Here is a 24603-nt window from a genome sequence, read left to right on the forward strand (position 1 = left end):
CCCTCCTCAAGGCCCTGGATGGCCGTCGCCCCGAAAGCGACAACGGCGCCGTCTTGAAGGCCGCGTAGCATGTCCACCGAGGAGCCGTCACCGGTCACGGTTCAACAGCGAGCGGGACATCGCCCTCGACAGTTCCCGTTGACTTAGCGTGGGCTCGTCCTGCAACAGACGCAATACCGCCAACTCTGCGGCGTCGGAATCGATGGGAGCGCGTGTCAAGGGACAGTGAAGCTGTCGAGTGGCGTTCATTATATGAACGCTGACGATTCTAGCAATGCTTTGCGGCCAGCTCTGGCCTCAGGAACGGCCGTAGCGGTCCTCGAAGCGTTCGATGTCATCTTCCCCGAGGTAGCTCCCGCATTGCACTTCAATCACTTCGAGGGGCGCTGGTCCCGGGTTCGACAGGCGATGTCGGCAGCCGACGGGAATGAACGTGCTCTGGTTCTCCGACAGGCGCAAATCAAGCGTTCCGTTTACCACGTCTGCTTGTCCGCGGACCACCACCCAGTGCTCTGACCGATGGCGGTGAAGCTGCAACGAAAGGCTGGCGCCGGGGTCGACAACGATTCGCTTGACTTGGTATCCCTGCTCTGCCACCAAGCTCTCGTACCAGCCCCAGGGACGAAAAGTCTTGGCTGAACTCAATTCTTCGTTATGCATTCGATGACCGTCGCCGCCCAAGGGCCATCCTCAGCTGGTCGAGCTTGGCCGAGACGTCGGGCTGCTTCTCAGCACGGCGCATCGCATGGCGCAACAGTACGAACACAGCCAGAACCAAGAATGCGCACAGCGCCGCGACGAAAGAAATGATGGCTCGCTTGGGTCGACTTTTCCATTCGGCGGGGGTGGCAGTGTCAATGACCTGGATTAGCGCGCCTTCTCTGCTTTCGTCGACGCGCGCCAACTCGTATTGACGCGCGAAGAGCTCAAACAGAGCTTCCTGATACTTGAACTCACGGAACTTGCTGACGTAGTCTGGCCCACCTGTCTGGTCACCAGTTTGTTCCTGCAAGGCTAGCTGGCTGCGTAACGCACCCAGCGTGGAAAGGGCCTGCTGAACTTCCGGCGTGCTGTCCGCCAGCGAGCGCCTTAGCGCTTGAAGTCGCACTTCGGCAGCGGTGGTTTCGGCGCGGAGTCGGGCATAGCTCTCCGCCGATGCACGGGCGTCTGCCTTCAGGGCACCTTGAGAAAAACCGCTGGCCTGCAGGCTCTGCTGAGCGGCGGTCAGGCGGTCACGAGCTTGGGCAAGCTGAGATTGGAAAAAGGCCCGGCGCTGTTGGGCTTCCGTGAGCGCAAGCTGCCCCGTCACCAGGCGCAATTCCTCGACATAACGGTTGGCGATGTCGGCCGCACGCTTCGGATCGCGGTCGTCCACTTCTACCGTGATCATGCCGTCTTTCCTGCCAATTGCGATCCGAGAATTGCGCGCCAACTCTTCCCTTGCCTTGAACCTGAACTCCTCGTCATAGACCTGCATCAACTTGAACTGGTCAATCAGGCGATCTGCCACTGTGGTGCTCTGCAGCAATGCCACGTATTGGTCCGCAGGACTCTTGATACCTGTGACTGCGCCGGCCAGTCCTGACAGTGCCCCGAACTGTGCGAGCGCCGCAGCTGCCGTGCTTTGCTGCTGTTGCGGTGGGAGAAACACAGTGCGAGACGTGTAGGTCTTCGGGATCAGGTAAGTAATTCCCAATGCCAGTAAGCCGATCAGAAGCGCGCCGAAGACGATCAGCACCCAGTGCTGGGCCAACGGAAGAGCGACATCGAAGGCACCGACGCCGTCTTCTTCTGCAATCTCAGCCGATACAGGTTGCTGAGGCATACCCGGTTACCTCGACGCCGAAACAAGGCCGGCGATACCCAGGCCGAACTGGTAGAGGATCTGCGTCCAGTCCTTGGCGTTCTGGATGAACGTGGTCTTGTTCAGCTCTTCCGGAACGAACACGGTGTCGCCGGGCTCGGCGCGCATCGCCAGCAACGGAGCCTTGCCTCCCAGCCATCCGCCTTCCTGCTTGCGGCTGACCACGCTGCCGTTGGCCCGGATGACGAACGTGCTGGACTCGTCCGCGCCCCGTGTCGGGCCGCCGGCCAGCCCCAGGTAGTCGCTCAAGGTGCGCCCTTCGCCGTGGAGATAGCTTCCGCCGTTGAAGACGGATCCGAACACGCCGACCGTGGTGGGGCGTGCAGGCACGTACAGCCTGTCGCCATCTTCCAGCGCCAGGGCGGGAAGTTCCCGACTGCCCGGCTCGAGCTGGAGCACGATGCGCCCATTGGGCTTGAGGCTCCTCAGGGTGGCGAGCAGGCGCTCGTTGCCCTGGGTCCGCGCTGCCTGCGCCGCCACCTCGTCGGCACCGGTGGCCGCGCGTTGCGTGGTGCCGGCCCGCGCCAGTTCGGTCTCCAGGTCCCGGAGCGCGCGGTCGTAGTTCTGCTGCTGGTTCAGGCGAACACTTTCCCGGCTGAACTCGGTGCCGAACACGAATGCGCCCGGAGTCAGGCCGCCCGCGGCAGCCAGCGCGTCGGCCACGGTGCTGGATGGCGGCAGGACGTACTCGCCCGGACGAAGCACCTCGCCTTCCACGCGCACCCTCTTGTTCTGTCGCTGGACTGGCAAGGCGACGTCGACGGCGCTGAAGGCACGCACCACCGTGCCCTGGGCCAGCCTCGTGCCCGCGCCCTGCGGCAGCGGGACCTGCACGATCCGCACGCTGGCCCGGTCGTCCAACTGCTCCAGCGCGACCCGGGTCGGGTCGGCCACGGCGGCCAGTCCACCGGCCATGACGATCAGGTCACCCAGCGTCTCCTGCGGCTTCAATTCGAAGATGCCGGGGCGATTGACGCTGCCGATCATGGCCACCTGGTGGCCCACGGGGCCGACATGGATCACATCTTCGACCTGGAGCACCCGGTCGGACGATCGATCGCCGCGCATGAGGATGTCGTAGAGGTCGAGCGTGGCGACGCGATCCTTGCCGCGGCGCACCTCGATGTTGCGAAAGCTACCTGCGGTGGTCGGCCCACCGGCGGCCAGCAGGACCTGGGCCACCGAGGAAAGGCCGCCCACCACATAGGCGCCGGGCCTGTTGACGAAGCCCGTCACGTACACCCGCTGCCCCCGGACCTGGCTCAGCGCCACGGACAGCTGGAAGTTCCGGAACACCTGCCCCACTCTCTGCGTCAGGACACCCGGCAGATCCGCGTAGCGCACACCGCTCAGGGCGACCGGCCCGACCCGCGGGATCGTGACGCGCCCGCTGCGGTCCACCTGCAGCCGCATGTCGGCGTCGACGGAGCCCCACAGGGTCAACAGCAACTCGTCACCCGGCTTGAGCACATAGTCGGCCGGCACCAGCGGCGCAGCTTCCACGCTCTCGGGGCTCTGCTCGGCCATCAGGTCCGCACCGAACCGGCGGATCAACGACGTAGGCCCGACGATCCGCTGCACATGCTGTTCGAACTCGGACGGAGCGGGCGCCTCCTGCCGTTGCGAAGGGCGCTCCGCAGGTCGAGCAGCAGCGGGTGCGCTGGCGGCTACGGCTGCAGGAAGCGGCTGGCGCAGGCGGATAGGTCCGGAAGATGCCTCCGACGTGGCCGCAGACGAACCCGACGGCTGCGCATAGGCCTGCTGGAGCCCGGCGATCATCACCAAACCAACGCATAGCATTGAAGCGGCCAGGCGTTGCGCGGTCTCGATCATCGTTGCCCTTGCACGTGGGTCAGAAGTTGCGGCGGGAGACGTGCCGGCGCCGGCTGCCCGGCACTTGGCACGACGTGAAGATGGCGCGAATTCTAGGGGACCTTCGCCGCCCCAGACCGACTCGCCGGCCGAAAGAGCCAACGCTGCTCAGATCCGGCCTCACTACACTCCGGAGCCATGTGGATGCTTGCCTTGGCGTTCTTCGCCGCTTTCCTGGTCACCCTGGCGGTCGTCCGAGCTGCCCCGCGCATCGCCAAGTTTGTCGGTGACCACGACTTGTCTGGCCCGCAGAAGTTCCACGCCCGTCCTGTGCCTCGCGTTGGTGGCTTGGGCATCTTCGTGGGTGTGGTCATTGCGGCAATCCTGGCTGTCTCCTTAGGTCGCATTGACGCTCGGCTTTCTGTGTTGCTCTTGGTAGCCGGATTGCCTGCGTTCCTCAGTGGACTGGCAGAAGACCTTACCAAGTCACAGAGCCCGCGCAGGAGACTGTTCTTCACCGCCGTTTCAGCGGGTCTGGCCTTCGTACTGGTCGACGCGTCAATTCGCAGGACGGACCTCATCGGAGTAGATTGGATCGTTGGATTTACGGCTGGGGCCTTTGTGATTACCGTCTTCGTGGTTGCCGGTGTCGCAAACGCGGTGAACATCATCGACGGATTCAACGGCCTCGCTTCGATGTGCGTGGCGCTAATGTTGGCAGGCATCGCATACGTCGCTTTCGAACTCGGAGACTCGACGATTGCGATGCTTTCCCTCATCGGCATAGCCGCATTGTTTGGCTTCTTCGTTTGGAACTTCCCGGCCGGGCTCGTGTTCTTGGGCGATGGTGGGGCCTACTTTCTGGGCTTCTATGTCGCCGAGCTCGCTATCTTGGTACTGCGGCGTCATCCCGAGGTCTCCCCAATGTTCCCGCTGCTGCTGTGCATCTACCCCGTGTTCGAGACACTGTTTTCGATCTACAGGCGCAAGTGGCTACGAGGCCGCCCCATTGGGATGCCCGACGGTGCGCACTTGCACAGCCTCATCTATCGGAGATTCATGAGATGGGCGGCGGGGGAGCGCACAGCCCGGGAGCTGACGCGCCGCAACTCCATGACTTCACCATACCTTTGGATTCTTTGCTCCTTGTCAGTGGTGCCTGCCATCCTGTTCTACGACAGCACGCCGATTCAGCTCGGGTTCATCGTGGCCTTCGGCGTCGTCTACGTCGCGCTCTACTGGCGCATCGTCCGCTTCAAGGCCCCGCGCTGGCTGGTGTTCCGCCCGTCCCGTCCGCCCCGCGAGGGATAATCCCCGGGTGAACCCCGAAACCCCGCCCGTCGAAACCGTCCGGTTCGACACCCTCGCGCTCGATCCCAAGCTGCTCAAGGCCGTGGCCGACAGCGGCTATACGTCGATGACGCCGATCCAGGCCAAGGCCATCCCGTTCGTGCTCGACGGGCGCGACGTCATGGGCGCCGCCCAGACCGGCACCGGCAAGACGGCGGCGTTCACGCTGCCGCTGCTGCAGAAGATGATGCGGCACGAGAACCCGAGCACCTCGCCCGCGCGCCACCCCGTGCGCGCCCTGGTGCTGACGCCCACGCGCGAGCTGGCGGTGCAGGTGGCCGAGAACGTCGCCAAGTACGCCAAGCAGACCCAGCTGCGCAGCCTGGTCGTGTTCGGCGGCGTGGACATGAAGCCCCAGACGGCCGAGCTCAAGGCCGGCGTCGAGGTGCTGATCGCCACGCCCGGCCGCCTGCTGGACCACATCGAGGCCAAGAACTGCGCACTGCATCAGGTGGAGTACGTGGTGCTGGACGAGGCCGACCGCATGCTCGACATCGGCTTCCTGCCGGACCTGCAGCGCATCCTGTCCTACCTGCCCAAGCAGCGCCAGACGCTGCTGTTCTCCGCCACGTTCTCGCCCGAGATCCGCCGCCTGGCGCAGAGCTACCTGCAGGACCCCGTCTCGGTCGAGGTGGCCCGGCCCAATGCCACGGCCTCCACGGTGGAGCAGCGCTTCTACAGCGTGTCCGACGACGACAAGCGGCGCGTGGTGCGCCAGTTGCTGCGCGACCGCCAGCTCACCCAGGCGATCGTGTTCGTCAACTCCAAGCTCGGCGCGGCCCGGCTGGCGCGCTCGTTCGAGCGCGACGGCCTGAAGACCGCCGCCCTGCACGGCGACAAGAGCCAGGACGAGCGCCTGAAGTCGCTCGAGGCGTTCAAGCGCGGCGAGGTCGAGCTGCTGGTGGCCACCGACGTGGCCGCGCGCGGCCTGGACATCGCGGACCTGCCCGCCGTGTTCAATTTCGACGTGCCCTTCAACGCCGAGGACTATGTGCACCGCATCGGCCGCACCGGCCGCGCGGGCGCCTCGGGCCTGGCCGTCACGCTGGTCACGCGAGACGACTCGCGCCTGGTGTCGGACATCGAGAAGCTGATCAAGAAGAAGCTCGAGATCGAGCCCTTCGAACTCGAGGACGACCGCCCGCGGCGGCCGCGGCGCGAGCCGCGCGAGCGTGACGACGCGCCGGCGGCCTACGAGCCGCGGCCCGTGCGCGCGGCGAGCCCGAAGCCCGCGTCCGACCCGTTCTTCGACCGTCCCTACGAGTCGAAGATGCCCGAACCGGCGGCCGCCGATGCGGCCCCCTCCGGCGACCCGACCGTGTCGGCGTCGCGGACCGTGTCGCCCAACATCCGTCCCAAGCGCAAGGTGGCGTCCCTGCTGGGCGGCGGCAAGGCCTGAGCGCGATGTCGTCGCGCGCCTGGCGTGTGGCGCTCGTGCTGCTGATGGCGGGGGGCGTGGCCTTCGCGGTGCGGCCTCTGGCGCCGCACCAGGGGCCCGAGAACTGGTTCCCCCATGCCGACAAGATCCACCACCTCTGGTACTTCGGCCTGCTCTGGTGGATGGGCCTCAAGGCGGGCTTCCGCCCGGGCTGGGGCCTGGCGCTGGCCTTGCTGGCCTATGGCGGCCTCATCGAGTTCGCGCAGTCCCTGACCGCCACCCGTGCGGCGTCGATGCAGGACATGGTGGCCGATGCCGCAGGCGTGTCGCTCGGCTGGCTGGTGACCCGGGCCTGGCGGCGTCGACTCTCAGGCGGCCAGCCACAGGAACACGGCCGGTAGCCTGCGGTCCTCGAACGTCGGTGGCGCCTGGCGCCATTGCTTCACCGTGCGGGTGCGGCACCATCCTCCCGGCAGCGTCAGCCCGCAGGCCACGCACAGCAGCGTGTCGGGCTTCAGGGCTTCGAGCAGCGCCGCGGCCAAGGCGGCATTGCGGTACGGGGTCTCGATGGCGATCTGGGTCTGGCTGTCCCGGCGGGATCGGGCTTCGAGCTCCGCGACGCGCACTGCGCGATCCCGCCCTTCGGTCGGCAGGTAGCCCACGAAGGCGAAGCTCTGCCCGTGCAGTCCGCTGGATGCCAGCGCCAGCATCAGCGACGTCGCACCGGCCATGGGCACGACGGTCAAGCCGGCGGCCTGGGCTGCGGCCACCAGGCGCGCACCCGGGTCGGCCACGCAGGGCATTCCGGCTTCGCTGAGCACGCCCAGGTCGGCACCGGCCCGGGCCGGTGCCAGCAGCGCCTGCCAGGCCGCGTCGTCAGCCGCCGCCCGACCGTCCTTGGGTGGCCGGGGCATCTCGCGGATGTCGATCGCCTGCAGCGGCAGCGCCAGCGGTTGCAGCGCACCGACGCGCTTGAGGAAGGCGCGGGCGGTCTTGGCGTCCTCCACCACCCAGTGGGTCAGCGTGGCCGCACGCCGCAGCACGCCGGCGGGCAGGGTGTCGTCCAGCGGGCCCGCGGCGTCGGTGCCGAGGTCGAGCGTGTTGGGCACCAGCCAGATCGTCCCGGTCGCATTGCCTGAAAGGGGTTGCATCAACTGCGATGTTGCCACCACAGCTGGGCGGCCCCGCGCCGCTGGCGGCGATCGGATGACCACCACAGCCCCGCTCCGAGCCTCCCGTCTCGTGATGCGTCTCCGTGAACTGACAGGTTGAGTGTTCGAACGGGTCCGTTTGCGAAGCGCTGCGCGGTTTCGTTGGCTCGGCCCGAGCCCAGCGTTGCCATCCAACTCCAGGGGCCGCTGCGCATGGCGACGCCCAGGCTCAGCAGTTGCATATCGCCGCCCATCGGGTGCCCCAGCAGCGCCCCGGCATGGGTGTAGCCCTGGCGGAAGGCGTGATGCCGGTACGCGGCACCGTAGGCGGGGTCCGGGCGCAGAGCGCCGGCCGTGGTGTCGGCGGCTTCGAGAAATAGGCGTGCCATGGTGTGACCCAGCACCAGGCTGGCATCTGCACCGAGCAGGATCATGTTCTTGCTGGGCATCAGCCCGGCTTCGTCCTCGCCGATGACCTGTCCATACCAAGACAGCTCTCCCTCGGGGAGCGACCGCCAGTGCCAGTCGAAGCCGGCTAGCTGGTTGCCCGGTTCGTTGGCCAGGTTCACCCCGGAAGCTCCGAGGTTGTCCCGGCCCAGCAGTCCGCCGACGAGCGAACGCAGGCTCTCGTCGCGTCCCTGGCCACCCCACTGCAAGGTGCGGGACAGGCCGATCGACAGACTAGGTGTCGGGCGGAACTGCAGGCGAGTGCCTACGAGAGTAGGTCGACGGGGCTCGGTGTGACCCTGCAGCCGCCCTATGAATACGTCGGCGCTCCAGGGCCCGAGCAAGGGGAGGCCTCCGTCCGAAGCTGAATGGGGCGACTCTGGTCGACGCCAGCCGACAGCTGGCAATGCCGTGGCGGCAGCGTCCAGGATGAGGCTGCCCACCCAGCCGGGGCCCCAGTGTCTGCGCTCGACCGACGCGTAGATCTCGGATCGGCCGATTGCGGTTGCGACCATCGTGCCGTCGAAGCTCCAACTGGGACGTGGCCCGTCGCTCCAACCGAAGCCTGCACGCCATCGCACCGAGCCGGTGCTGTCGAGCTGATGGACCCTGGAAACGAGGTGGGCGCTCAAGCGCCCAGCGCTGCCGCCGGGGACCAACCAAGGCGCGTCGGGGCCAGGCCCCGACAGGACCGTGACGAGGCCCTCCCTGGGCTGGCCGGCGTGCCGGAGGGTGGATGTCCAGTAACTCACCTGCTCGCGCGGCGTCCAATCGAGCGCGGTATCCAGCGTCGGCCCGGCCAGGCATGGCGTCTGGGTCAGCAGGGCCGCGCTCACCATCAAGTACCGCCCCAGAGGGTGCCACTTCGTAAGATTCCAGTGTTCCATGCAAACCAGCCCCGCCCGGGAAGTCCCGGGCGCGGAGCATGGGTCGCGTCACCTAGCCACTGCGCCAGCAGCCACGAATGCCCGGAAATCAACTACTGAGCGGGTCGAGGCCGGCCTCGCGCAGCAGCGAGCAGGTGCGGATCAGCGGCAGGCCGACGAGCGCCGTGGGGTCGTCCGACTCGATCGACTCGAGCAGCGCGATGCCGAGCGATTCGCTGCGGGCGCTGCCGGCGCAGTCGTAGGGCTGCTCGACCCGCAGGTAGTGCTCGATGCGGGCGTCGTCCAGGGAGCGGAACCGCACCCGCACCGGGGCGAGCAGCGCCTTGGCGAACCCGGTGTCGGCGCGCACCGCCGCCACGGCGGTCTGGAACACCACGGTGCGCCCGCTCATGGCCCGCAGCTGCGCCACAGCCCTGTCGTGCACCAGCGGCTTGCCGATCGGCACGCCGTCGAGGTCGGCCACCTGGTCGCTGCCGATGACCACGGCGTCGGGCTGCAGGCGGGCCACGGCTTCGGCCTTGGCCAGGGCCAGGCGCAGTGCCAGCGCCGCGGGCGGCTCGCCGGGAGACGGCGTCTCGTCGACCCCCGGGGCCGTCACGTCGAAGGGCAGACGCAGGCGGGACAGCAGTTCGCGCCGGTAGGGCGAGGTGGACGCGAGGACGAGGCGGGGCAGGGACATGCGGCGATTGTCGTCGGGCGCGGCCGTAAACTGGCTTCATGGGCAGGCGCGAGAAGGATCCCCGACGAATCGACGTGGCCGCGGCCTGCGCGCAGGGCTGGGCGCTGGAAGGCCGCTCGCCCCTGGCCGGCTTCGAGCGCCTGATCGAGCCCGGCACGAGGGCCGGAACGGACCAGCCCGTGGTCTGGTCGGCGGTGTTCTCGGAGCGCAAGGTGCACGCCGGGCGTCCGGAGAAGCGCGTTCGCCTCACCGTGGCGGCGGGCGTGGCGCGCGAATGCCAGCGCTGCCTGCAGCCCGTGCTGCTGCCCCTGGAAGTCGACCGCGAGATGCTATTCGTCGACGACGAGGCCACGGCGGCGGAACTCGACGCGGAGGCGGAGGAGGACGTCCTCGTGGCCAGCGCCCAGTTCGACCTGCAGGCACTGGTGGAGGACGAACTGCTGCTGGCCCTGCCGATCGTGCCCCGGCACGACATTTGCCCGGCCCCCCTACCGGTGCCCGCCGCGGACCTGCCGGAGGAGCCCCAGGCCAACCCGTTCGCGGCCCTGGCGGCCCTGAAGCGCCCCGGAGGGCGCTGAACAGCCGCCTTTGCTATACTTCGCGGCTTTTCGCGCGGCAGCCTGCCCGGTTGCCTGCCCCCCTTCACGTCGAGATCCGGAACGTCCTTCCGGCAGGGTCCGACGAGCAGCCCTGTAGGAGCCCATCATGGCCGTCCAGCAAAACAAGAAGTCGCCGTCCAAGCGCGGCATGCACCGTTCGCACAACGCCCTGGTCACGCCCGGCACCGCCGTCGAGGCCACCACCGGCGAGACGCACCTGCGTCACCACATCAGCCCGACCGGCTTCTACCGTGGCCGCAAGGTCCTGAAGACCAAGGCCGACGCCTGATCGTCGACCCGGCTCCGCCCGGCGCGCGGACGCCTGCGCGTCCGGTCGGGCCGACGGCGAAGCCCCGCTAGCCGTCGCACAGTCTGCGGACGACCTTGCAAGCAACGTTGCCTCCACTGCCCCTGGTGCGGCTGGCTGTCGACGTGATGGGCGGCGATCACGGCCCGTCCGTCACCCTGCCGGCCTGCAGGGCCTTCCTGGACAAGCACCCCGACGCCGAGCTGGTGCTCGTCGGCCGTCCGGAGGCCGTCGATGCCGCTGCCGGCTGGCCGCGCACCCGCGTCGTCCATGCCAGCGAGGTCGTCGCGATGGACGACGCCGTCGAGGTGGCGCTGCGCCGCCGCAAGGACTCCTCGATGCGCGTGGCGATCGCCCAGCTCAGGCAGGAGCCCGGCGCCCCCGACGCCGCGCACGCCTGCGTCTCGGCCGGCAACACCGGCGCGCTGATGGCCGTGGCGCGCTACATCCTCAAGACGATGGAAGGCATCGACCGCCCGGCCATCGCCACCGTCCTGCCCAACCGCCGCGACGGTTTCACCACCGTGCTGGACCTCGGTGCCAACGTCGACTGCACGCCGGAGCACCTGCTGCAGTTCGCGGTGATGGGCAGTGCCCTGGTGTCGGCGGTGGAAGGCAAGAGCGATCCCACGGTGGGCCTGCTCAACATCGGCGAAGAGGCGATCAAGGGCAGCGACACCATCAAGCGCGCGGCCGAGTTGATGCGGGCCGCCGCCGCCGCGGGGCACCTGGCCTTCCACGGCAACGTCGAGGGCAACGACATCTATGCCGGCACCACCGACATCGTCGTCTGCGACGGCTTCGTCGGCAACGTCGTGCTCAAGGCCAGCGAGGGCCTGGCCGGCATGCTCAGCGACTTCATCCGCCAGGAGTTCACCCGCAGTGCGCTGACGCGCCTCGCGGCCCTGGCGGCCCTGCCGGTGCTCAAGCGGTTCAAGGACCGCGTCGACCACCGGCGCTACAACGGCGCGGCGCTGCTGGGCCTGCGCGGCCTGGTCTTCAAGAGCCACGGCTCGGCGGACGCGTTCGCCTTCGAGCAGGCGCTCACGCGCGCTTATGATGCGGCGCGCAATCGCCTGCTCGACCGGGTGCAGGGCCGCATCGCAGAGTCGATGCGCGCGATGCCGGTCGCCGAAGCCTCGACCCAAGCCGCATGAACCAGTCCCTTCCGCGCTTCTCGCGCATCACGGGCACGGGCAGCCACCTGCCGGCGCGGCGCGTCACCAATGCCGACCTGGCCCGCGAACTCGCCGCACGCGGCGTGGAGACGTCCGACGACTGGATCGTCGAGCGCACCGGCATCCGGGCGCGCCACTTCGCCGCCGAAGGCGAGGTGTGCAGCGACCTGGCCCTGGTGGCCGCCCGCGCCGCCCTCGAATCCGCCGGGCGCAGCGCGGCCGACGTCGACCTCATCATCGTGGCCACCTCGACGCCGGACATGGTGTTTCCGTCGACGGCGACGCTGCTGCAGGCCAAGCTCGGCGTGCACAACGGGTCGGCCGCGTTCGACGTGCAGGCCGTGTGCTCCGGCTTCATTTTTGCGCTCACCGTGGCGGACTCGCTCATCCGCACCGGCGCCGCCCGCACGGCGCTGGTGATCGGCGCCGAGGTGTTCTCGCGCATCCTCGACTTCGACGACCGCACCACCTGCGTGCTGTTCGGCGACGGGGCGGGGGCCGTGGTGCTGGAGGCCAGCGACGAGCCCGGGCTGCTGGCCACGGAACTGCATGCCGACGGCCGCCATGCCGGCATCCTGTGCACGCCCGGCACCGTGGCCGGCGGCAAGGTGCTCGGCGACCCCACGCTGAAGATGGACGGCCAGGCGGTGTTCAAGCTGGCGGTGGGCGTGCTCGAGGACGTGGCGCGCTCGGTGCTGGCCAAGGCCGGCCGCACCGAAGCCGACATCGACTTCCTGATCCCGCACCAGGCCAACATCCGGATCATGCAGGGCACGGCGCGCAAGCTGAGGCTGGCGCCCGAGAAGCTGGTCGTCACGGTGGACGAGCACGGCAACACGTCGGCCGCGTCGATCCCGCTGGCGCTGGACGCCGCGGTGCGCCAGGGCCGCGTGCGGCGCGGGCATCGCCTGATGCTCGAAGGCGTCGGCGGCGGCTTCACATGGGGTGCGGCGCTGCTCGACTTCTGAGCCGCACCGACGACAACAGGGGACATCGATGCACGCATTCGCGTTTCTGTTTCCCGGCCAGGGATCCCAGGCCGTGGGCATGCTCGACGCCTGGGGCGACCACCCTGCGGTGCGCGACACGCTGGCGGAAGCCTCGCAGGCGCTCGGCGAGGACCTCGCCCGCCTGATCCGCGAGGGCCCGAAGGAGTCGCTCGACCTCACCACCAACACCCAGCCGGTGATGCTGACGGCCGGCATCGCCTGCTACCGCGCCTGGCGCGCCGAGGGCGGGGCCGCGCCGGCGGCGGTGGCCGGGCATTCGCTCGGCGAATACACCGCGCTGGTGGCCGCCGGCGCGCTGACGCTGGCCGACGCGGTGCCGCTGGTGCGCTTCCGGGCCCAGGCGATGCAGGACGCGGTGCCGGTGGGCATGGGCGCCATGGCCGCCATCCTCGGCCTGGAGGCCGACGCCGTGGTCGCGGGCTGTGCCGACGCCGCCGCCTCCAGCGGCCAGGCCGTCGAGGCCGTCAACTTCAACGACCCGAAGCAGACCGTGATCGCCGGCACCAAGGCCGGCGTCGATGCCGCCTGCGAGCTGCTCAAGGCCCGGGGCGCGAAGCGCGCGCTGCCGCTGGCCGTGTCCGCGCCCTTCCATTCGAGCCTGATGAAGCCGGCTGCGGACCGCCTGAAGGAGCGCCTGGCCTCGGTGGCACTGGCCGCGCCGTCGATCCCGGTCGTCAACAACATCGACGTGGCCGCGCCGACCGATCCGCAGGCGATCCGCGACGCGCTGGTCCGGCAGGCCTTCGGTCCCGTGCGCTGGGTCGAGGCGGTGCGCGCGCTGGCCGGCCGCGGCCTCGGCCACATGGTCGAGTGCGGTCCGGGCAAGGTGCTGGCCGGCATGGTCAAGCGCATCGACCCGGCTGTGGCCGCGTCGACCCTGTTCGACCCGTCGTCGCTGGCCGAAGTGAAGGGGCAGCTGTCGTGAAGGACCGTATCGCTCTCGTGACCGGCGCGTCCCGCGGCATCGGCCGCGCGATCGCCTTGACCCTGGCAGAGCGTGGCGCCCGCGTCGTGGGCACCGCCACGTCCGAGGCCGGGGCGGCGGGCATTGCCGAGGCCCTGGCCCCGTTCGGCGGCGAGGGCATCGTGCTGGACGTGACCGACGGTCCGGCGCTGGACGCCGCCATCGACGCCATCGTCAAGCGCCTCGGCGGGCTGCACATCCTAGTGAACAACGCGGGCATCACGCGCGACGGCCTGGCCATGCGCATGAAGGACGACGACTGGGACGCGGTGCAGGACACCAACCTCAAGGCGGTGTTCCGCGCCAGCCGCGCGGCCATGCGCCCGATGATGAAGCAGCGCTTCGGCCGCATCATCAACATCACGTCGGTGGTGGGCGCGTCGGGCAACCCGGGCCAGGCCAACTACGCTGCCGCCAAGGCCGGCGTGGCCGGCATGACGCGGGCACTGGCGCGCGAACTGGGCAGCCGCAACGTCACCGTCAACTGCGTGGCGCCCGGCTTCATCGCCACCGACATGACCGAGCACCTGCCCGAGGCCCAGAAGAACGCGCTGATGCAGCAGATCCCGCTGGGCCGCCTGGGCACGCCGCAGGAGATCGCCGCCACGGTCGCCTTTCTCGCGTCCGAGGAGGCCGGCTACATCACCGGCGCCGAGCTGCATGTCAACGGCGGCATGTTCATGAACTGACCTTCCGGTTCCGCCCGACCGGTCCGCGGCATTCGAGGGCCCCCGAGGGGGGTGACCCGCGCCGCGTAGAATCCGGGCCGTTTTGCGTTTCCCTACTCCTGGAGGAGTCAATGAGCGATATCGAAGCCCGTGTCAAGAAGATCGTTGCCGAGCAGCTCGGCGTGCCCGAAGCCGACGTGACCAACGAGAAGGCCTTCGTCGCCGACCTCGGCGCGGACTCGCTGGACACGGTCGAACTGGTGATGGCCCTCGAGGACGAGTTCGGCATCGAGATCCCGGACGAGGAAGCCGAGAAGATCACCACGGTGCAGCTGGCCATCGACTACGCCAAGTCGCACCAGAAGGCCGCCTGACGTCCGGCACCCCCGCATGAGCCGTCGCAGGGTCGTCGTCACCGGGCTCGGGCTGATCAGCCCGGTGGGCAATTCGGTCTCCGAAGGCTGGGCCAGTCTCGTGGCCGGCCGCTCGGGCATCGCCAACGTCACCAAGTTCGACGCATCGGCACTGGCGTGCCGATTCGCCGGCGAGGTGAAGGGTTTCAATGTCGAGGACTACTTCCCCGCGAAGGAAGCCCGGCACATGGACACCTTCATCCACTACGGCATGGCGGCGTCGATCCAGGCGGTACGCGACGCGGGGCTGCCCACGGGCGAGGCGCTGGACGAGGACCGCGCCGAGCGCATCGGCGTGATGGTGGGGTCGGGCATCGGCGGGCTGCCGATGATCGAGGCCACGCACGAGGAGTACCGCACCCGCGGCCCGCGGCGCATCTCGCCGTTCTTCGTGCCGGCATCGATCATCAACATGATCTCGGGGCACGTCTCGATCCACTACGGATTCAAGGGCCCCAACCTGGCCATCGTCACCGCCTGCACCACCGGCCTGCACTGCATCGGTGCCGCCGGTCGGCTGATCGAGTATGGCGACGCCGACGTGATGATCGCCGGCGGCGCCGAGAGCACGGTGTCGCCCCTGGGCATCGGCGGCTTCGCCGCCGCGCGGGCGCTGTCCACCCGCAACGACGATCCCGCCACGGCGTCGCGCCCCTGGGACAAGGACCGCGACGGCTTCGTGCTGGGCGAGGGCGCCGGCGTGCTGGTGCTCGAGGAGTACGAGCACGCCCGCAAGCGCGGCGCGAAGATCTACGCCGAGCTGGCGGGCTTCGGCATGGGGGCCGACGCCCACCACATGACGGCGCCCGACGTCGACGGGCCCAAGCGCAGCATGAAGGCCGCGCTGCGCAATGCGGGCCTCAATGCCGACCAGGTCCAGTACCTGAATGCCCATGGCACGAGCACGCCGCTGGGCGACGTGAACGAGACCAACGCCATCAAGCTGGCCTTCGGCGATCACGCCCGCAAGCTGGTGGTCAATTCCACCAAGTCGATGACGGGCCACCTGCTCGGCGGTGCCGGCGGCATCGAGTCCGTGTTCACGGTGCTGGCGGTTCACCACCAGGTCAGCCCGCCCACGATCAACATCTTCAACCAGGATCCCGAGTGCGACCTGGACTACTGCGCCAACACGGCCCGGGAGATGAAGATCGACGTGGCAGCAAAGAACAACTTCGGCTTCGGCGGCACCAACGGCACCCTGCTGTTCCGCCGCGCCTGAGGCGCCGGCCCGTGCACGCCGCGCCGCCCGTGCGCGTGACCATCGCCCGCAGCACCGGGTGGGCCGCCTTCGTGGCCGCCGTGTGGGCGGCCGCGGTGGCCAATGTGTCGGCGTGGGCCCTGCTGCGCGTGGGCTGCAGCGAGGCTGCCGCAGGCGTCGCGGCCTTGCTCCTGGCGCTGGCGTCGGCCGCCATCGCCGCGGCACGGTCCTGGCACGGCCAGGCCACGGGGGATCTGGGCTGGGACGGCCGCGTCTGGCTCTGGCGCGGCGAGGCATGCCGCGCCACCGTGGCCGTCGACGCCGGCAGCCGACTGCTGCTGTCGATCCGCACCGCCTCAGGGCGCGCGCTCTGGGTCGTGGTGGCCACGGCGGCGAACGCTGGCGACCGGGCCGGCCTCAGGGCAGCGCTGTATGCGCAAGGCTCGGGCGATCCCGAGCCCGTGCCGCTGGCGTGAGGCAGCGATGACCGAAGCGTCCGACGCCGACGCCCTGCTCGTCGAGCGCGCCAAGCGCGGCGACGTCAGCGCGTTCGAGATGCTGGTCGTGAAGTACCAGCGCCGCATCGAGCGCCTGATCGGCCGGATGGTGCGTGACGCCGACCTGGTGCAGGACATCGCCCAGGAGACCTTCATCCGCGCCTACCGTGCGCTGCCCCAGTTCCGGGGCGAGAGCGCGTTCTACACGTGGCTGTACCGGATCGCGGTCAACTCGGCCAAGAAAGCCCTGATGGAACTCAAGCGCGACCCCCTGGTCAGCGAGTCCGCCATGGTTTCCACCGAGGACGGGGAGGAACCTTCCCGGGTCGAGAACGAACTAAGCGATGGCTCCAGCCCGGAATCCTTGCTTGCCAGCAAGGAGATCGCGGCGACGGTCAATGCAGCCATCGAGTCGCTGAGCGAAGATCTGCGCCAGGCCATCGTGCTGCGTGAGATCGAGGGCCTGAGCTACGAAGAGATTGCCGACGTGATGAATTGCCCTATCGGAACCGTGCGGTCGCGGATCTTTCGTGCCCGGGAAGCGATCGCAACGCGGTTGCGGCCCTTGCTCGGAACCCGCGAAGGCGAGCGTTGGTAGCCGAGTTCCCAGGAAACACGACCATGCAGCACCCAGACGACGATCTATCGGCCCGGCGGGCAGCCCTTTCCGCCCTGATGGACGGAGACGCCCAGGCGGCGGACGCAGCCTGTGGTGCCTGGCGGCGCGACCCTGCGGCGCGCGAGGACTGGCACACCTACCACCTGATCGGCGATCTGCTGCGCAGCGACGAGCATCGCAGCGACCCGGCGCGCGACGCCGCCTTCCTGGGCCGGCTGCGCGAGCGGATGGCCGCCGAGCCGGTGGTGCTGGCGCCGACGCCGGACTCGGGGGCGCGTTACGCGAAGTCGCGTCGCCGCCGGGGCTGGGCGCTGTCCGGCGCCGTCGCGGCCGGCTTCGCGGCGGTCGCAGGCGTGATGGTGATCCTGCGCGCGCCCGAGCCCGGCGTGGCGGGCGGCGCGACGCTGGCATCGGTGCCCGGCACCGCGGTGGTGCAGGCGGGTGCCGCCGATGCCCCCGGCGCGCCGTCGGTGGCCGTGGTGGCCTGGCCGGAACAGGCCACGCTCATCCGCAACAGCGAACTTGACCGATACCTGGCTGCGCACCGGCAGTACTCGACCACGTCGACGCTGGCGCTGCCCGGCGGCGCGGTCCGCAACGTGTCGGTGGTGGAACCGGCGCGCTGAATGACCTCGGTAGCGACCCTGCGCTGGCCCGGCTGCGCCGCCCTGCTGGTGGGCGCGGCGACGCTGCTGGCTCAGGCGCCGACCCGTGCCGCGGGAGAGGCGGTGTCCGCCGCCGATGCCCGCCTGTGGCTGCAGCGGGTGCACCAGGCCGCCACGCAGCGCAGCTACCAGGGCACGCTGGTGGTCACGTCGGGCGGCAGCATCTCCAGCTCCAGGGTGACGCATGTGTGCGAGGGCCCCAACGCCTATGAGCGGGTCGACGTGCTCGACGGGCAGCCGCGCAAGGTGCTCCGGCACAACGATCAGGTGCTGACGCTCTGGCCACAGACCCGGACCGCGCGGCTCGACCAGCGCGATCCGATCCAGCCGTTTCCCGCGCTCCAGGCCGGCAGCGACGAACACCTGTTCGACCGCTACGACCTCGTGGCCGAAGGCTTGGGACGCCTGGCCGGCCACGAGGCCGCGATCTACCTGCTGCGGCCGCGCGATGCGAGCCGTTTCGCGCAGCGGGTCTGGTCCGAGCGCAGCACGGGCCTGCTGCTGCGCACCGACGTGCTCGCGGCGGACGGGCGCGTGCTCGAGACCAGCGCCTTCAGCGACGTCACATTGGGGCCGCGCAGCAAGCCCGACACCGTCCAGGCCGCCATGCGCTCGCTGGACGGCTGGCAGGTCACCAAGGCGGTGCACCACCGCACCACGCTCGAGGCCGAGGGCTGGCAGATCAAGTCGCCCGTGCCCGGGTTCCGCCAGACCAGTTGCGTCAAGCGGCGGCTCGGCCACGACGCCGTCAAGGCGACGGGCGACGGCGCCGAGGTGGTCCAGGCCATCTTCACCGACGGCCTGACGCATGTGTCGCTGTTCATCGAGCCCGCCCGGGCGGACCGCCCGCGCACCGGCGGCGCCGCCACCGGGGCCACGCACACCTGGATGCAGACCGTGGGCGCGCATCAGGTCACCGTGATGGGCGACGTGCCGATGGCCACGCTCAAGCAGTTCGCCGCGGCCCTCGAGCGAACGCGTTGATTCCTGTCATCGGCGCCGACCCGTCGTGCGCTGCTGTGTGTCCCAACCCCAAGTCCTTCCGGTGTCGGAACCTGCCATGAACTCCAAGACTTCCAGAATCCCCTCTGTCGCGGCCCGCTGGGTGCTGGGCGCATCCGCCGTCGTGGTGATGGCGGCGGCCGCTTTCCAGCTGGCGCCCCGTCCCGCCGTGGCGCAGTCCGCGGCGGTCGTGCGCGAGCTGCCGGACTTCACCGAACTGGTCGACCGGGTCGGGCCGGCGGTGGTCAACATCCGGACCTCCGAGCGCGCGCGGCCCGGGTCGGCCGCCGGCGGCGAGATCGACGAGCAGATGCGCGAGTTCTTCCGGCGCTTCGGCATCCCGCTGCCCAACGAACGCGGCACGCCGCGCCGCGGCGCCCCGCAGCAGCCCGACGAGAGCGAGCCCCAGCAGCGCGGCGTCGGCTCGGGCTTCGTGCTCACCGCCGACGGCTACGTGATGACCAATGCCCATGTGGTGGACGGTGCCGACGAGGTCATCGTGACCCTGACGGACCGGCGCGAGTTCAAGGCCCGCATCGTCGGCGCCGACCGCCGCACCGACGTCGCGGTGGTCAAGATCGAGGCCACCGGTCTGCCGGCGGTGAAGATCGGCGACGTGAACGCGCTCAAGGTGGGCGCCTGGGTGATGGCCATTGGCGCGCCGTTCGGGCTGGACAACACCGTCACCGCCGGCATCGTCAGCGCCAAGCAGCGCGACACCGGCGACTTCCTGCCGATGATCCAGACCGACGTGGCGATCAACCCCGGCAACTCCGGGGGGCCGCTGATCAACATGCGCGGCGAGGTGATCGGCATCAACTCGCAGATCTACAGCCGCTCGGGCGGCTTCATGGGCATCAGCTTCGCGATCCCGATCGACGAGGCGATGCGCGTGGCCGACCAGCTGCGCGCCAACGGCCGGGTCATCCGCGGCCGCATCGGCGTGACCATCGCCCCGGTGACCAAGGAAGTGGCCGAGGCGATCGGCCTGGGCGCGCCGCGCGGGGCGCTGGTGCAGGGCATCGAGGCCGGCCTGCCGGCGGACAAGGCCGGCGTGGAGCCCGGCGACATCATCGTCAAGGTCGACGGCAAGCCGGTCGAGCGTTCGGGTGATCTGCCGCGCCTGATCGGCGCCACCAAGCCGGGCGCGAAGACCACGCTGCAGCTGTACCGCCGCGGCCAGACCCGCGACGTCAGCGTCACCGTGGTCGAGTTCGAGCCCGAGCGCGCGCGCCGCGTGGCCCAGTCCGGCGAAGCGCCGCCCGCGCCGCAGCCCAAGACGGCGATCGGCCTGGCCGTGGCCGACCTGACCGACGCGCAGAAGAAGGAACTGAAGCTGCGCGGCGGCGTGCGCGTCGAGTCGGTGGAAGGTGCCGCGGCGCGGGCCGGCATGCGCGAGGGCGACGTGATCGTCGCGCTCGACAACACCGAGGTCACCGACGCCAAGCAGTTCAATGCGCTGGTGGCCAAGCTGGACAAGACCAAGCCGGCCAGCGTGATGGTGCGCCGCGGCGACTGGACCAATTACATGGTCATCCGGCCGACCGCCCGCTGACTGGGCCACCCGGACATTCCGCATCACGGAATGTCCGCCGTGCCGGCAAATGGCCTCGGGTTGGAAGCGGTCGCCAACTTACGCGACGGTGGCGACCGGATTCATCACGTCCGGAACCTATAATGAGCCCTTGCCCTGGGGCTTTTCCATGCCGGCGGTGCGTCTTCCCGCAAGGCCGGAAACTGTCCCCAGGCCTTCCACAAGGGTTTGTGGATAACCTGTGTATGAAATTCCCTGTTGGAACCCTGCAACGACGAAAAAACGAGGGTTGGCGCGGGTTCCGGCGGGGTTGCTTTGGCTACAATGAAAGCCCAACAAGCAGTTGCCATACGTTTTGTTGGAAGGCGCGTCCCCTCTTCGACGCGCCTTTTTTTCGCCCGTAGGGCACGCTCCTCGACGCCCTGCGCGCGACACCCCCGCTGAGTGCCGCCGACGCGCTCCGACGCCTTCTCCATGGACCACATCCGCAACTTCTCGATCATTGCCCACATCGACCACGGCAAGAGCACGCTGGCCGACCGGATCATCCAGCGCTGCGGCGGACTGTCGGACCGCGAGATGGAGGCTCAGGTGCTGGACTCGATGGACATCGAGCGCGAGCGCGGCATCACCATCAAGGCCCAGACGGCTGCGCTGAACTACACCGCCCGCAACGGCAAGGTCTACAACCTCAACCTGATCGACACCCCCGGGCACGTCGACTTCAGCTACGAGGTCAGCCGCTCGCTGTCGGCCTGCGAGGGGGCGCTGCTGGTGGTGGACGCCAGCCAGGGCGTCGAGGCCCAGACGGTGGCCAACTGCTACACCGCGCTCGACCTGCACGTCGAGGTGGTGCCGGTGCTCAACAAGATGGACCTGCCCCAGGCCGACCCGGAGCGCGCCAAGGCCGAGATCGAGGACGTGATCGGCATCGACGCCACCGATGCGATCCCGTGCTCGGCCAAGACGGGCGAGGGCATCGACGAGATCCTGGAGGCGGTGATCACCCGCATGCCGCCGCCGCGCGGCCGCCCGGACGGTCCGCCGCGGGCCATGATCATCGACAGCTGGTTCGACAACTACGTCGGCGTGGTGATGCTGGCCCGGGTGGTCGACGGCGTGCTGCGCAAGGGCGACCGCATCCGGATGATGGCCACCAACGCCGTCTATCCGCTGGAGCAGCTGGGCGTGTTCACGCCCAAGTCGTCGCCACGCGACGAGCTGCGCGCCGGCGAGGTCGGCTTCCTGATCGCCGGCATCAAGGAGCTGCAGGCGGCCAAGGTGGGCGACACCATCACGCTGGAGAAGAAGCTGCCCAACAACGCCGGCCCGGCCACCGAGCCGCTGCCGGGCTTCAAGGAGATCCAGCCGCAGGTGTTCGCCGGGCTGTACCCCACCGAAGCAAGCGAGTACGACTCGCTGCGGGACGCGCTCGAGAAGCTCAAGCTCAACGACAGCAGCCTGCGCTACGAGCCCGAGGTGAGCCAGGCCCTGGGCTTCGGCTTCCGCTGCGGCTTCCTCGGCCTGCTGCACATGGAGATCGTCCAGGAGCGGCTGGAGCGCGAGTTCGACCAGGACCTGGTCACCACCGCCCCCAGCGTGGTCTACGAGGTGGAACTCGGCGACGGCACGGTGGAGATGGTCGAGAACCCGAGCAAGATGCCCGACATGGGGCGCATCCGCGAGATCCGCGAGCCGATCGTCACCGTGCAGCTGTACATGCCGCAGGACTGCGTCGGGCCGGTGATGACGCTGTGCAACCAGAAGCGCGGCGTGCAGCTCAACATGGCCTATCACGGCAAGCAGGTCCACCTGACCTATGAGCTGCCGCTGGCGGAGATCGTGCTGGACTTCTTCGACAAGCTCAAGAGCGTGTCGCGCGGCTACGCCAGCATGGACTACGCCTTCAAGGAGTACCGCGCGGCCGACGTGGTGAAGGTCGACATCCTGATCAACGGCGACAAGGTCGACCCCCTGGCGATGATCGTGCACCGGGCGCAGAGCCAGTACCGCGGCCGCGCCGTGGCGGCCAAGATGCGCGAGCAGATCCCGCGCCAGATGTACGACGTGGCGATCCAGGCCGCCATCGGCGCCAACATCATCGCGCGCGAGAACATCAAGGCGCTGCGCAAGAACGTGCTGGCAAAATGCTACGGCGGCGACATCACGCGCAAGCGCAAGCTGCTCGAAAAGCAAAAGGCCGGCAAGAAGCGCATGAAGCAGATCGGTACGGTCGAGGTGCCTCAGGAGGCTTTCCTGGCCATTCTTCAAGTGGACGACTGATGGGTTTCATGGGCACCCTGACCGCCGCGCTGTACGCGGTGCTGGCGGTCTACCTCGGCGGCTGGTTCATGGGCCGGTGGATCGGCGACTTCGCGCTGCTGCTGTTCCTGCTCACGCTGGTGACGCTGGGCTACTGGCTGGCCGAGCGTTTCCACTTCCTGCCCGCGCGCCAGGCGGCCGCCGACGCGCTTCAGGCGCAGGACGCGGCGCGGCGCGCCGAGCTGGCCCGCCAGGGCATCGACCGGGTCGACGGCAACATCGAGGACGCGCGCCAGCGCCTGCTGATGCAGCCCTGGTGGCTCGACTGGACCGCCGGCCTGTTCCCGGTGATCCTGGTGGTGTTCCTGCTGCGGTCGTTCCTGTTCGAGCCGTTCAAGATCCCCTCGGGCTCGATGCTGCCCACCCTCGAGTCGGGCGACCTGATCCTGGTGAACAAGTTCGACTACGGCATCCGCCTGCCGGTGATCAACCGCAAGATCGTCGCCAACGGCGACCCGCAGCGCGGCGACGTGGTGGTGTTCCGCTACCCGCCCGACCCGCGCACCGACTACATCAAGCGCGTCATCGGCGTGCCCGGCGACGAGGTGGCGTGGCTGAACAAGACGCTCACGCTCAACGGCAAGCCGATCGCGGCCAGCCCCTTGCCCGACTACTACGACGAGGACAGCCAGCGTTACGCGCGCCAGCTCGTCGAGTCGCTCGACAAGGCCGAACACCGCATCCTGCTGCGCGACGACCGGCCGCCGTTCATCTCGGGCGTCGAGGCCTTCCCGATGCGCGAGGCCTGCCGCTACAGCGCCGAGGGCGTCACCTGCAAGGTGCCCGCAGGGCACTATTTCGTCATGGGCGACAACCGTGACAATTCCATCGATTCGCGCTACTGGGGTTTCGTCCCGGACCGCAATCTGGTCGGCCGGGCCTTCTTGGTGTGGATGAATTTCGGTAACCTCGGCCGTATCGGTGGTTTCCGCTGACCGTCGGAGAGTCGATTCATGTTGCGTGCTGCATCGTTCCGAAGCCAGTCCGGCATCTCGCTGATCGGCCTGCTGATCTGGGCCATCGTGGTGGCCTTCGTCGCACTGATCGTGGTGCGCGTGCTGCCCACGATCAACGAGTACACGACCGTCCTGCGCACCGTCAAGAAGATCGCCCAGGAGCAGCCGGGCACGGTGGCCGAGGCGCGCAAGGCCTTCGACCGCCAGCGCGACATCGAGTACTCCATCTCCAGCGTCAGCGGCCAGGACCTGCAGATCACGAAGGAGAACGACAAGGTCGTGATCCGCTTCGAGTACAACAAGGAAGTGCCGATCTTCGAGCCCGTGTACCTGCTGATCAAGTATTCCGGCGAGGGCCGGTCCAACTGAGCGGCCCCCGGGTCGCCGCCGCGATGGTCGATCCGCGCCTGTCGGCACTGCAGCAGCGTCTGGGGCTCGATTTCGCCGATCCGGCCCTGCTGCAGCGCGCGCTCACGCACCGCAGCGCCGGCTCCGAGCACAACGAGCGGCTCGAGTTCCTCGGCGACGCGGTGCTGCAGACGGCCGTCTCGGCCCTGCTGTATCAGCGCTTCGCCGGTTCCGACGAAGGCGACCTCACCCGCGTGCGCGCCCACCTCGTGCGCGAGGACAGCCTGGCCCGCGTGGCCGCGGCCGTGGGCCTGCCCGAGGTGCTGCGCCTGTCCGAGGGCGAGGCCCGAGGCGGCGGCGCCGCCCGGCCGTCGATCCTGGCCGACGCCCTGGAGGCGCTGATCGGCGCGGCCTTCCTGGACGGCGGCTTCGCCAAGGCCCAGGCCCTGGTGCAGCGGCTGTTCGGCGAGGTCATCGCCAGCACCGGCATCGACAACTGGGCCAAGGACGCCAAGACCGAACTGCAGGAATGGCTGCAGGCGCGCAAGCTGCCGGTGCCGGCCTACCGGATCGTCGCCACGCGCGGCCAGTCGCATGCGCAGACCTTCGACGTCGAATGCGCCGTGCCGGCGCTCGGCCTGACCGAGCGCGGCGAGGGCCGTTCGCGCCGCGCCGCGGAGCAGGACGCCGCCCACCGCATGCTGGCCAGCCTGAAGGCCAGCGACCGGCCCGACGGCCCGCTGCGCGCCTGA

26 protein-coding genes are annotated in these 24603 nt (G+C 69.1%); 20 read left to right on the forward strand and 6 right to left on the reverse strand.

Annotation, left to right across the window (positions count from 1 at the left end):
- Positions 1-297 precede the first annotated feature (297 nt).
- Genes AC2EAQ_RS18055 through AC2EAQ_RS18065 form a run of 3 tightly spaced genes read right to left on the reverse strand, consistent with a single transcriptional unit; the run spans position 298 to position 3697 of the window.
- Positions 298-660, reverse strand: coding sequence for a phosphomannose isomerase type II C-terminal cupin domain (locus tag AC2EAQ_RS18055; protein ID WP_484645827.1), 363 nt, complete (start codon positions 658-660; stop codon positions 298-300).
- Positions 653-1825 carry a Wzz/FepE/Etk N-terminal domain-containing protein gene (locus AC2EAQ_RS18060; protein WP_484645828.1) on the reverse strand — a complete coding sequence of 391 codons (1173 nt, stop codon included), beginning with the start codon at positions 1823-1825 and terminating at the stop codon, positions 653-655. The genes AC2EAQ_RS18055 and AC2EAQ_RS18060 overlap by 8 nt, the downstream gene beginning before the upstream one ends.
- Before the next feature lie 6 nt (positions 1826-1831).
- Entirely contained in the window at positions 1832-3697 is a 1866-nt protein-coding gene (locus AC2EAQ_RS18065) for an SLBB domain-containing protein (RefSeq protein ID WP_484645829.1), read from the reverse strand.
- A gap of 177 nt (positions 3698-3874) precedes the next feature.
- On the opposite strand from AC2EAQ_RS18065, the gene AC2EAQ_RS18070 reads away from it, so the two are divergent.
- From AC2EAQ_RS18070 to AC2EAQ_RS18080, 3 genes are read left to right on the forward strand one after another with little or no spacing between them, the layout of a single operon-like run.
- A complete protein-coding gene (locus AC2EAQ_RS18070) occupies positions 3875-4987 on the forward strand; it encodes an MraY family glycosyltransferase (RefSeq protein ID WP_484645830.1) in 1113 nt (370 codons plus the stop codon).
- Positions 4988-4994: 7 nt separating this feature from the next.
- A complete protein-coding gene (locus AC2EAQ_RS18075) occupies positions 4995-6425 on the forward strand; it encodes a DEAD/DEAH box helicase (protein WP_484645831.1) in 1431 nt (476 codons plus the stop codon).
- A 5-nt stretch (positions 6426-6430) separates the two neighbouring features.
- Complete coding sequence (locus AC2EAQ_RS18080) at positions 6431-6805, forward strand: VanZ family protein (RefSeq protein WP_484645832.1); 375 nt, start codon at positions 6431-6433, stop codon at positions 6803-6805.
- On the opposite strand, the gene AC2EAQ_RS18085 is transcribed toward AC2EAQ_RS18080, so the two are convergent.
- From AC2EAQ_RS18085 to AC2EAQ_RS18095, 3 genes are all read right to left on the reverse strand, one after another.
- Entirely contained in the window at positions 6773-7555 is a 783-nt protein-coding gene (locus tag AC2EAQ_RS18085; protein ID WP_484645833.1) for an SAM-dependent methyltransferase, read from the reverse strand. The genes AC2EAQ_RS18080 and AC2EAQ_RS18085 overlap by 33 nt on opposite strands.
- Positions 7555-8889: a capsule assembly Wzi family protein gene (locus AC2EAQ_RS18090; protein ID WP_484645834.1), complete on the reverse strand. Its 1335-nt coding sequence runs from the start codon at positions 8887-8889 to the stop codon at positions 7555-7557. Before AC2EAQ_RS18090 ends, AC2EAQ_RS18085 begins: the two co-directional genes overlap by 1 nt.
- Positions 8890-8977: 88 nt before the next feature.
- Positions 8978-9568: a Maf family nucleotide pyrophosphatase gene (locus tag AC2EAQ_RS18095; RefSeq protein WP_484645835.1), complete on the reverse strand. Its 591-nt coding sequence runs from the start codon at positions 9566-9568 to the stop codon at positions 8978-8980.
- A 38-nt stretch (positions 9569-9606) separates the two neighbouring features.
- On the opposite strand from AC2EAQ_RS18095, the gene AC2EAQ_RS18100 reads away from it, so the two are divergent.
- The 17 genes from AC2EAQ_RS18100 (at position 9607) to rnc (ending at position 24603) form a co-directional block, all read left to right on the forward strand.
- Positions 9607-10146, forward strand: coding sequence for a YceD family protein (locus tag AC2EAQ_RS18100; protein WP_484645836.1), 540 nt, complete (start codon positions 9607-9609; stop codon positions 10144-10146).
- Between the two features lie 127 nt (positions 10147-10273).
- Complete coding sequence (rpmF, locus tag AC2EAQ_RS18105) at positions 10274-10456, forward strand: 50S ribosomal protein L32 (protein ID WP_109036156.1); 183 nt, start codon at positions 10274-10276, stop codon at positions 10454-10456.
- Between the two features lie 122 nt (positions 10457-10578).
- Entirely contained in the window at positions 10579-11631 is a 1053-nt protein-coding gene (gene plsX / locus AC2EAQ_RS18110) for a phosphate acyltransferase PlsX (protein WP_484645927.1), read from the forward strand.
- Positions 11628-12620, forward strand: coding sequence for a beta-ketoacyl-ACP synthase III (locus tag AC2EAQ_RS18115; RefSeq protein ID WP_484645837.1), 993 nt, complete (start codon positions 11628-11630; stop codon positions 12618-12620). The genes plsX and AC2EAQ_RS18115 overlap by 4 nt, the downstream gene beginning before the upstream one ends.
- A gap of 28 nt (positions 12621-12648) precedes the next feature.
- A complete protein-coding gene (gene fabD / locus AC2EAQ_RS18120; RefSeq protein WP_484645838.1) occupies positions 12649-13587 on the forward strand; it encodes an ACP S-malonyltransferase in 939 nt (312 codons plus the stop codon).
- Positions 13584-14315, forward strand: coding sequence for a 3-oxoacyl-ACP reductase FabG (gene fabG, locus AC2EAQ_RS18125; RefSeq protein ID WP_484645839.1), 732 nt, complete (start codon positions 13584-13586; stop codon positions 14313-14315). Before fabD ends, fabG begins: the two co-directional genes overlap by 4 nt.
- Before the next feature lie 110 nt (positions 14316-14425).
- On the forward strand, positions 14426-14668 hold the full coding sequence (gene acpP / locus AC2EAQ_RS18130; protein ID WP_484645840.1) for an acyl carrier protein: 243 nt from the start codon (positions 14426-14428) through the stop codon (positions 14666-14668).
- A 16-nt stretch (positions 14669-14684) separates the two neighbouring features.
- Positions 14685-15929 (forward strand): beta-ketoacyl-ACP synthase II, encoded by a 1245-nt coding sequence (gene fabF / locus AC2EAQ_RS18135; protein ID WP_484645841.1) that lies wholly within the window; start codon positions 14685-14687, stop codon positions 15927-15929.
- A gap of 11 nt (positions 15930-15940) precedes the next feature.
- A complete protein-coding gene (locus tag AC2EAQ_RS18140) occupies positions 15941-16384 on the forward strand; it encodes a hypothetical protein (protein ID WP_484645842.1) in 444 nt (147 codons plus the stop codon).
- 7 nt (positions 16385-16391) lie between these two features.
- Positions 16392-17003, forward strand: a complete 612-nt coding sequence (gene rpoE, locus AC2EAQ_RS18145) for an RNA polymerase sigma factor RpoE (RefSeq protein ID WP_484645843.1) — start codon at positions 16392-16394, stop codon at positions 17001-17003.
- Between the two features lie 23 nt (positions 17004-17026).
- Complete coding sequence (locus AC2EAQ_RS18150) at positions 17027-17650, forward strand: sigma-E factor negative regulatory protein (RefSeq protein WP_484645844.1); 624 nt, start codon at positions 17027-17029, stop codon at positions 17648-17650.
- Positions 17651-18673, forward strand: coding sequence for a MucB/RseB family sigma factor regulatory protein (locus AC2EAQ_RS18155; protein ID WP_484645845.1), 1023 nt, complete (start codon positions 17651-17653; stop codon positions 18671-18673). It begins immediately after the preceding gene.
- 76 nt (positions 18674-18749) lie between these two features.
- Entirely contained in the window at positions 18750-20246 is a 1497-nt protein-coding gene (locus tag AC2EAQ_RS18160; RefSeq protein ID WP_484645846.1) for a DegQ family serine endoprotease, read from the forward strand.
- Positions 20247-20699: 453 nt separating this feature from the next.
- On the forward strand, positions 20700-22508 hold the full coding sequence (gene lepA, locus AC2EAQ_RS18165) for a translation elongation factor 4 (RefSeq protein ID WP_484645847.1): 1809 nt from the start codon (positions 20700-20702) through the stop codon (positions 22506-22508).
- Positions 22508-23482 (forward strand): signal peptidase I, encoded by a 975-nt coding sequence (gene lepB / locus AC2EAQ_RS18170; RefSeq protein WP_484645848.1) that lies wholly within the window; start codon positions 22508-22510, stop codon positions 23480-23482. Before lepA ends, lepB begins: the two co-directional genes overlap by 1 nt.
- Positions 23483-23500: 18 nt before the next feature.
- Positions 23501-23872 (forward strand): DUF4845 domain-containing protein, encoded by a 372-nt coding sequence (locus tag AC2EAQ_RS18175; RefSeq protein WP_484645849.1) that lies wholly within the window; start codon positions 23501-23503, stop codon positions 23870-23872.
- 23 nt (positions 23873-23895) lie between these two features.
- Positions 23896-24603 (forward strand): ribonuclease III, encoded by a 708-nt coding sequence (gene rnc / locus AC2EAQ_RS18180; protein ID WP_484645850.1) that lies wholly within the window; start codon positions 23896-23898, stop codon positions 24601-24603.

This window comes from Aquabacterium sp. T101 (genome assembly GCF_057219775.1).

Excerpts from the sequence above, each read along its gene's own strand:
- AC2EAQ_RS18055 (WP_484645827.1), bottom strand. The coding sequence starts at position 660 with ATGCATAACGAAGAATTGAGTTCAGCCAAGACTTTTCGTCCCTGGGGC.
- AC2EAQ_RS18060 (WP_484645828.1), bottom strand. The coding sequence starts at position 1,825 with ATGCCTCAGCAACCTGTATCGGCTGAGATTGCAGAAGAAGACGGCGTC.
- AC2EAQ_RS18065 (WP_484645829.1), bottom strand. The coding sequence starts at position 3,697 with ATGATCGAGACCGCGCAACGCCTGGCCGCTTCAATGCTATGCGTTGGT.
- AC2EAQ_RS18070 (WP_484645830.1), top strand. The coding sequence starts at position 3,875 with ATGTGGATGCTTGCCTTGGCGTTCTTCGCCGCTTTCCTGGTCACCCTG.
- AC2EAQ_RS18080 (WP_484645832.1), top strand. The coding sequence starts at position 6,431 with ATGTCGTCGCGCGCCTGGCGTGTGGCGCTCGTGCTGCTGATGGCGGGG.
- AC2EAQ_RS18085 (WP_484645833.1), bottom strand. The coding sequence starts at position 7,555 with ATGCAACCCCTTTCAGGCAATGCGACCGGGACGATCTGGCTGGTGCCC.
- AC2EAQ_RS18090 (WP_484645834.1), bottom strand. The coding sequence starts at position 8,889 with ATGGAACACTGGAATCTTACGAAGTGGCACCCTCTGGGGCGGTACTTG.
- AC2EAQ_RS18095 (WP_484645835.1), bottom strand. The coding sequence starts at position 9,568 with ATGTCCCTGCCCCGCCTCGTCCTCGCGTCCACCTCGCCCTACCGGCGC.
- AC2EAQ_RS18100 (WP_484645836.1), top strand. The coding sequence starts at position 9,607 with ATGGGCAGGCGCGAGAAGGATCCCCGACGAATCGACGTGGCCGCGGCC.
- rpmF (WP_109036156.1), top strand. The coding sequence starts at position 10,274 with ATGGCCGTCCAGCAAAACAAGAAGTCGCCGTCCAAGCGCGGCATGCAC.
- AC2EAQ_RS18115 (WP_484645837.1), top strand. The coding sequence starts at position 11,628 with ATGAACCAGTCCCTTCCGCGCTTCTCGCGCATCACGGGCACGGGCAGC.
- fabD (WP_484645838.1), top strand. The coding sequence starts at position 12,649 with ATGCACGCATTCGCGTTTCTGTTTCCCGGCCAGGGATCCCAGGCCGTG.
- acpP (WP_484645840.1), top strand. The coding sequence starts at position 14,426 with ATGAGCGATATCGAAGCCCGTGTCAAGAAGATCGTTGCCGAGCAGCTC.
- fabF (WP_484645841.1), top strand. The coding sequence starts at position 14,685 with ATGAGCCGTCGCAGGGTCGTCGTCACCGGGCTCGGGCTGATCAGCCCG.
- rpoE (WP_484645843.1), top strand. The coding sequence starts at position 16,392 with ATGACCGAAGCGTCCGACGCCGACGCCCTGCTCGTCGAGCGCGCCAAG.
- AC2EAQ_RS18150 (WP_484645844.1), top strand. The coding sequence starts at position 17,027 with ATGCAGCACCCAGACGACGATCTATCGGCCCGGCGGGCAGCCCTTTCC.
- AC2EAQ_RS18155 (WP_484645845.1), top strand. The coding sequence starts at position 17,651 with ATGACCTCGGTAGCGACCCTGCGCTGGCCCGGCTGCGCCGCCCTGCTG.
- AC2EAQ_RS18160 (WP_484645846.1), top strand. The coding sequence starts at position 18,750 with ATGAACTCCAAGACTTCCAGAATCCCCTCTGTCGCGGCCCGCTGGGTG.
- lepA (WP_484645847.1), top strand. The coding sequence starts at position 20,700 with ATGGACCACATCCGCAACTTCTCGATCATTGCCCACATCGACCACGGC.
- lepB (WP_484645848.1), top strand. The coding sequence starts at position 22,508 with ATGGGTTTCATGGGCACCCTGACCGCCGCGCTGTACGCGGTGCTGGCG.
- AC2EAQ_RS18175 (WP_484645849.1), top strand. The coding sequence starts at position 23,501 with ATGTTGCGTGCTGCATCGTTCCGAAGCCAGTCCGGCATCTCGCTGATC.
- rnc (WP_484645850.1), top strand. The coding sequence starts at position 23,896 with ATGGTCGATCCGCGCCTGTCGGCACTGCAGCAGCGTCTGGGGCTCGAT.